The 5,702-nt window shown below is 72.2% G+C and carries 6 protein-coding genes; 3 read left to right on the plus strand and 3 right to left on the minus strand.

The genetic code is table 11. The annotated features are described in order from the left end of the window. A partial coding sequence (locus NJ4_RS26090; RefSeq protein ID WP_407668089.1) for a hypothetical protein occupies nt 1-285 on the plus strand: 285 nt, incomplete at its 5' end. Between the two features lie 18 nt (nt 286-303). Here NJ4_RS26090 and NJ4_RS26995 read toward each other — a convergent pair. Both NJ4_RS26995 and NJ4_RS21020 read right to left on the minus strand, forming a co-directional pair. Continuing rightward, entirely contained in the window at nt 304-438 is a 135-nt protein-coding gene (locus NJ4_RS26995) for a hypothetical protein (RefSeq protein WP_281178375.1), read from the minus strand. Next, on the minus strand, nt 435-1,667 hold the full coding sequence (locus tag NJ4_RS21020) for a hypothetical protein (protein WP_157551268.1): 1,233 nt from the start codon (nt 1,665-1,667) through the stop codon (nt 435-437). Before NJ4_RS21020 ends, NJ4_RS26995 begins: the two co-directional genes overlap by 4 nt. 94 nt (nt 1,668-1,761) lie before the next feature. On the opposite strand from NJ4_RS21020, the gene NJ4_RS21025 reads away from it, so the two are divergent. Both NJ4_RS21025 and NJ4_RS21030 read left to right on the plus strand, forming a co-directional pair. Then, complete coding sequence (locus tag NJ4_RS21025) at nt 1,762-3,129, plus strand: threonine dehydratase (protein WP_245644653.1); 1,368 nt, start codon at nt 1,762-1,764, stop codon at nt 3,127-3,129. A gap of 213 nt (nt 3,130-3,342) precedes the next feature. Continuing rightward, nucleotides 3,343-4,152: a deoxyribonuclease IV gene (locus NJ4_RS21030; protein WP_067440010.1), complete on the plus strand. Its 810-nt coding sequence runs from the start codon at nt 3,343-3,345 to the stop codon at nt 4,150-4,152. A gap of 88 nt (nt 4,153-4,240) precedes the next feature. Here the strand turns inward: NJ4_RS21030 and NJ4_RS21035 are convergent. Beyond that, nucleotides 4,241-5,702: CHAT domain-containing protein (locus NJ4_RS21035; RefSeq protein ID WP_157551269.1), on the minus strand; the 1,462-nt coding region annotated here is incomplete at its 5' end.

Below are 5,702 nucleotides of genomic sequence, written 5' to 3' on the forward strand. Positions count from 1 at the left end.
GGGGCCCACTCCGGCGCCCGGCCCACCTCCGGGGCCGGACCGCACTCGGGCGCCCACTCGAGCCCCGGCTCCGGCGCCCCGGGCTCCGGGCTCACCTCCGGCCCCAACTCCTCGGGCCGCGCCGCCTTCGTCGGACCACCGCTGCCCTCGCCGGTCACCGGGTACGACGTCACCCGGCGTCAGTCCAGCGCCAACGGCACCAGCCCGGCGTTGCTCGTGGCGATCTTCTGCTTCCTGGTCGCGATCGGCCTGGCCGGCAGCGCCATTTGGCTGATCGCGGCCTGAGCCGCGACCGAGGGCGCGTCAGCGGTTCCGCAACAGCACCAGACCGACGACGGTCAACACGGCGGCAGCGGCGATCAGGCTCCAGATCAGCGCCCACGGCTCGCTGGCGAGCGCGGTGACCATGGTCAGCGTGGTCAGGCCCGGCCCGGTCATGCCCGGCTCCGGCGGTGCCTGCCCAGGGCGACCACTCCGACGGCGGCCATTGCGGCCGACCCGGCGAAGAGTCCACCGACCGCACCCCACGGGGTCTGCTCCGAGGACGACGAGTCGTCCGCCCGGTCCTGGCTCGACTCCTCGACCGGGTCGGAGCCGTCGAGCGCCGGGATCGCCTCCGCGTCCTGGGAGTACGGCGACTTGGCCGGCCTGTCGGTGACCACCCGGGTGTCGATGGTGAAGTCGAGGCCACCCGCGCCGATCTCGTCGACGGGCATCTGGAGCATCACGTAGTAGGTGCCCGGGAACGCCGCGGTCACGCCGTCGCTCTCACGGTTGCGCCACGTGATCGACGGCGAGACGACACCGCCATCGAGAGACGGGTACTTGGAATCGATGTCGCCGTAGGTCGGCGCCTCACCGTCGGGGCCGTCGACCGCCTCGCCCCACTGGGACTTGCCACCCACGGGCGTGATCAGGATCGGCTCCACCCGCTTGCTCTCCGTGGTCTCGTCACCGTCGTAGCTCATGTGCAGCTGGAGGTGCTGGTTCCAGTCGAGCGGCACCTTGAACAACGCCGTCCGGCCCGGGTCGACGTGCACGTCCCAGCGCCCGCCGACCAGCTCGGGCGCGTCGGCGTACGTGTGGCCGAGCTCGGCCGTGCCCTTGTCCGGCGACACGGCGCTGTCCCACTTCGAGGCGAGCGCCGGCGGCGGCAGGATCGAGGCGTCGGAGACCGGCGGCTCCTCCCAGACGATCACCTCGGCATCGGCGTTCGGAACCTTGGCGGCGTCCCAGCCCTGGTGCCCGAGGACCACCTTGTCGCTGGTGGTGCACGCGCCCTGGCTGGCGATCGCGCCCGCCAGGAACTCGTGGCGACGGACGTGCGAGTCGACGCTCACACCGACGCCGCAGTCCTGGGTCGAGCCGTCGGCCGACTCGGTCAGGTAGAGGTAGGAGTAGACGGGCTTGGGCGCGAACACCGTCTCCCCGACCCAGATCGTGGAGTCGTCGATGGTGCGCTCCACCGCGAAGTAGCCCGACGCCGAGGAGTCCGGCAACGGGACCGTGTAGCGCCCGACCCCGATCACCGGCGCATCATCGACGGATGTGGCCAGCTCGACGGACTCGTCGTCGGCGCCGGCGTCGTACGCGGCGGCGGGCGCCAGCAGGCAGACCGCGGCGAATCCTGCGGCGGCCGACCCGAGGAGCCGTCGTGAACGCGTCATGGGCCCCACTTTTCCACACCTGTGGGCGGGGCTGCGGCAGGTGATCCGTCCTCGGTAGGGTTGTGAGCGAGGAAAGGGGGTCCACGTGAACGACATGTACGCCGACCGGCGACGACAGCAGGCCGAGTTGTACGGCGACCCCATCGACGTCCTGGCCGCGAAGGCGCACCAGCTCCTCGGTCTCGGCCCCGCCGACCTCGCCGAGGTGATCGGCCTCTCCGTGCCCATGCTGACCAAACTGGTCAACGCCGAACGCGTCGGCATCGGCAACAACATCGCGATGGGTCGCCTGACCCGGCTCCAGGAGTTCACCGCGCAGCTGATCTCCGGGCAGGCGTCGTACGACGAGGTCGCGCTGACCCTGGCCCAGATCAAGGCCTCCACGACCCCGGCCCGCCCGAGCCGAGTGACCGCGGTGGCGAAGGCGACGCCGACCGCGTCCCACCAGGACACCGCGCCGCGTCGTCCGATCATCGCCCCGGGCACCGGTGAGCGCCCGGTGATCACGCCGACCTCGCTGTCCTACGCCCGCTCGGTCGTCGGCCGCCACGTGAAGCCCACGCCGGCGTACCGCTGGCCGCTGCTCGAGCGCTTCACCCGCACCGAGACGTGGGTCAAGCACGAGAACCACTCGCCCACCGGCGCGTTCAAGGTGCGCGGTGGCCTCAACTTCCTCGAGCGGCTGCGGGTCTCCGGCATGCCGGCGCCGTCGGGTCTGATCTCGGCCACCCGCGGCAACCACGGGCAGAGCCTGGCCTTCGCCGGCGCCCGCTACGGCCTGGCCGTGACGATCGTCGTGCCCGAGGGCAACAACCCCGACCAGACCGACTCCATGGACGGGCTCGGCGCCGAGGTGATCGAGCACGGCACCGACTTCCAGGAGGCCCGCGAGTACGCCGCCCGGCTGGCCGGCGAGCGTGGCCTGCTGATGGTGCCGCCGTTCCACGCCTGGCTGGTCGAGGGCATCGCGACCTACGCGGCCGAGCTGCACGAGTCGGTGCCCGACCTCGACGTGATCTACGTGCCGATCGGCATGGGCTCGGGCATCTGCGCCAACATCCAGGTCCGCGACCTGCTCGGCCTGCGCACCGAGATCGTCGGCGTGGTGACCGCCGGCGCCCCGGCGTACGCCCTCTCGTTCGAGGCGGGTCGCCCGGTCTCCACCGAGACCGCGGACACCTTCGTCGACGGCGCGGCCTGCCGCACCCCCGATCCGATCGCGGTCGACATCATCAACCGCGGCGCCTCCCGCATCGTCCGGGTCTCCGAGGAGGAGGCCGCCGAGGCGATGGCGCTGGCCTACCGCACCACGCACAACCTGGCCGAGCCGGCGGGGTCGCTGGCGCTGGCCGGCATGCTCGCGGATCCCGAGCGTGCCGAGGGCCGCAGGACCGCGTTGGTGCAGACCGGTGGCAACTGCGACCTGGCCACCCTGGCCCGGGTCACCGCCGACGTCGGCTGACCACGACTTGTGGAGTTTCGACGCTCGAGTCGTTGATTCTCGACCCAGCGCTCTGAGTGGCAAGGCGGACCGCGGAACAGGTGAGCAACGCCCCTCGTGGCCTCCACGAGCGTGAAACACGGCTGCGGGCGCTCCACTTGCCTGTCCCACGGTCCGCTCACCGACGCCCCTCGCACGAGGGTGCTGTCTGACCGGGCTCCTACGATGGGCCACATGAGCTCCTCCTCCACCAGCACCGCCATCGGCGCGCACGTCGACCAGACCGACCCGATCGCCGAGGCACAGGCGCGCGACACCACGCTCGTGCAGTTCTTCCTGGGCAACCCGCAGAGCTACAAGGGCCCGGTCGTGGAGTACGCCGGCGGTGCCGAAGGGCTGCGGGCCGACGCGGAGGCGGCCGGCGTCGATCTCTACGTGCACGCGCCCTACCTGATCAACGTGGCCACCACGAACAACCGGCTCCGCATCCCGAGCCGCAAGCTGCTGCAGTCCCACATGAACACCGCGGCCGAGATCGGCGCCAAGGGCCTGATCGTGCACGGCGGCCACCTCAAGGACGACGAGGACCCGTCGATCGGCTTCGACAACTGGCGCAAGGCGATCGCCGCCACCGACCTCAAGATCCCGCTGCTGATCGAGAACACCGCCGGCGGCGACAACGCGATGACCCGCTACCTCGAGCGCATCAAGGGAGTCTGGAACGCGATCGAGGGTGAGGAGCAGGCCGACATGGTGGGCTTCTGCCTCGACACCTGCCACGCCCACGCCGGCGGCAACGACCTCGAGACCATCGTCGACGACGTGCTCGCGATCACCGGTCGCATCGACCTGGTGCACGCCAACGACTCGCGCGACGAGTTCGACTCGGGTGCCGACCGGCACGCGAACCTGGGCGCGGGCCACATCGACCCCGACCTGCTGGCCTCGGTGATCCGCGACGCGAAGGCACCCGCGATGCTCGAGACCCCCGGCGCGGCCGCGGAGCACATCGCCGACACGGCCTGGCTGCGCGAGCGCCTCTGACGGCGTACGCCGGACGTCCTGCCCAACGGTCGTCCCCGACAACTCCGACAACCCCGACACAGCGGAGCAGCGCGCGACCAGCGACCGGCTACCAGCCGGCCCCGAAGCACACGAAGGGCGCCGGCGCACCGGTCGTCGTACCCGCTTCGATCGCGGCGGCGAGTGCAGCAGCCGGCGACGACCCGCCGGCCAGGCCTTCGTGCAGTCGGGTGAGCACGTCGTGGGCGGCGGCGTCGGCCACCGCGGTGGGTGAGGCGATCACGCAGCGCACACCGGCATGGAGCCAGGCCGCGGTCATCCCGATCAGCTCGTCCCCGAACCGCACCGAGGACCGGCCGACCTCGCAGGCCGAGAGCAGCACCACCTGCGGGACCGCGGTGAGAGCGTCGATGTCGTAGCCGAACCACGGGCCGTCGGCGAGCTCCAGCCCGGAGAAGAGCGGGTTCTCCGCCGAGTGCCGACCGTGGGCCGCGACGTGCAGCACGTCGACCCGGCCGGCCAGCGCGGTCACCTCCGCAGCGGTCGCCGCGTCACCGGTCAGCACCTCGGCGCTGGGCCAGCCCTTGGCTGCCGCGGTGACCTCCTCGACCGCGCGCGGCACCCGTGGCCCGGCCACGAAGCCGACTCGGTCCAGGGCCAGGGGTGGTTGCCGCGCCGACAGCCAGGCGGTCGCCGACCCGGAGACAGTCACCGAACGACCCACCAGCCCGGGCAACAGGCTCCACGGAGTTCCGGCGAGACCGCCCGACGGCGTGGCGACGACCCGGCGGTCGCCGATGTCGTCGACCAGCGGCTTGACCAGCAGCTCGGCCATCGAGGCCAGCCGCGCCAACAGCCCCCGTCGTACGACGTCCGCGAGGGAGTCCGGAAGCTGCGAGGCCGCCACGTCGAGGTCGGGCAGCAGACCACCCAGCAGCTCACGCACCCGGGCGTAGGACCCCAGCTCGTGCACGGTCTCGCCCGCGTCGGTGACCACCAGAGCGACGATGCGGTCGCCGCTGATCACCCAGGCCACCAGCGCGGTGTCGGTGCCGAGCTCACGACGTACGTCGGCCAGTGGCGCGGGTTCGGTGACCTCGCCGGAGCCCGGGTTGTGCCAGGCGCGTTCCCGCACCCGGCGGCGCAGCTCGGACTCACGCCGCGGCCGCGGCACCAGGACGTCGTCCCCGCCGGCCTGGAGCTGTCGCAACTCGGAGAGGTCCGCAGCGGTCTGGTCGTCCACCGGCGGCCGCACCGGCAGGATCCGGCTGGCCAGCATGCGTCCGCGCTCGGACCATTCGTAGAGCACGGCCGGGTCGCCGGAGTCGACGGCCAGGCGCAGTCCCAGCACGGCGAGCCGGCGGCCTTGCCCGACGACGGCGGTCTGCAGGTCGAGGCTGCCGAAGGTGCTCTGCCACGCGTGCAGCTCGGAGACACCGGCCCGCACCTGCTGGAGGGCCGAGGTGACCCGGCCCTGGGCGGTCGCGAGCTCGGTGCGAGCGGTGCGGGCCAGCAGCCGCACTCCCAGGGGCGACGTGGAACCGAGCCGCACCGCACGGATGCGTACGCCC

This window comes from Nocardioides jensenii JCM 1364 = NBRC 14755, assembly GCF_001552535.1.
Lineage (GTDB): Bacteria > Actinomycetota > Actinomycetes > Propionibacteriales > Nocardioidaceae > Nocardioides > Nocardioides jensenii.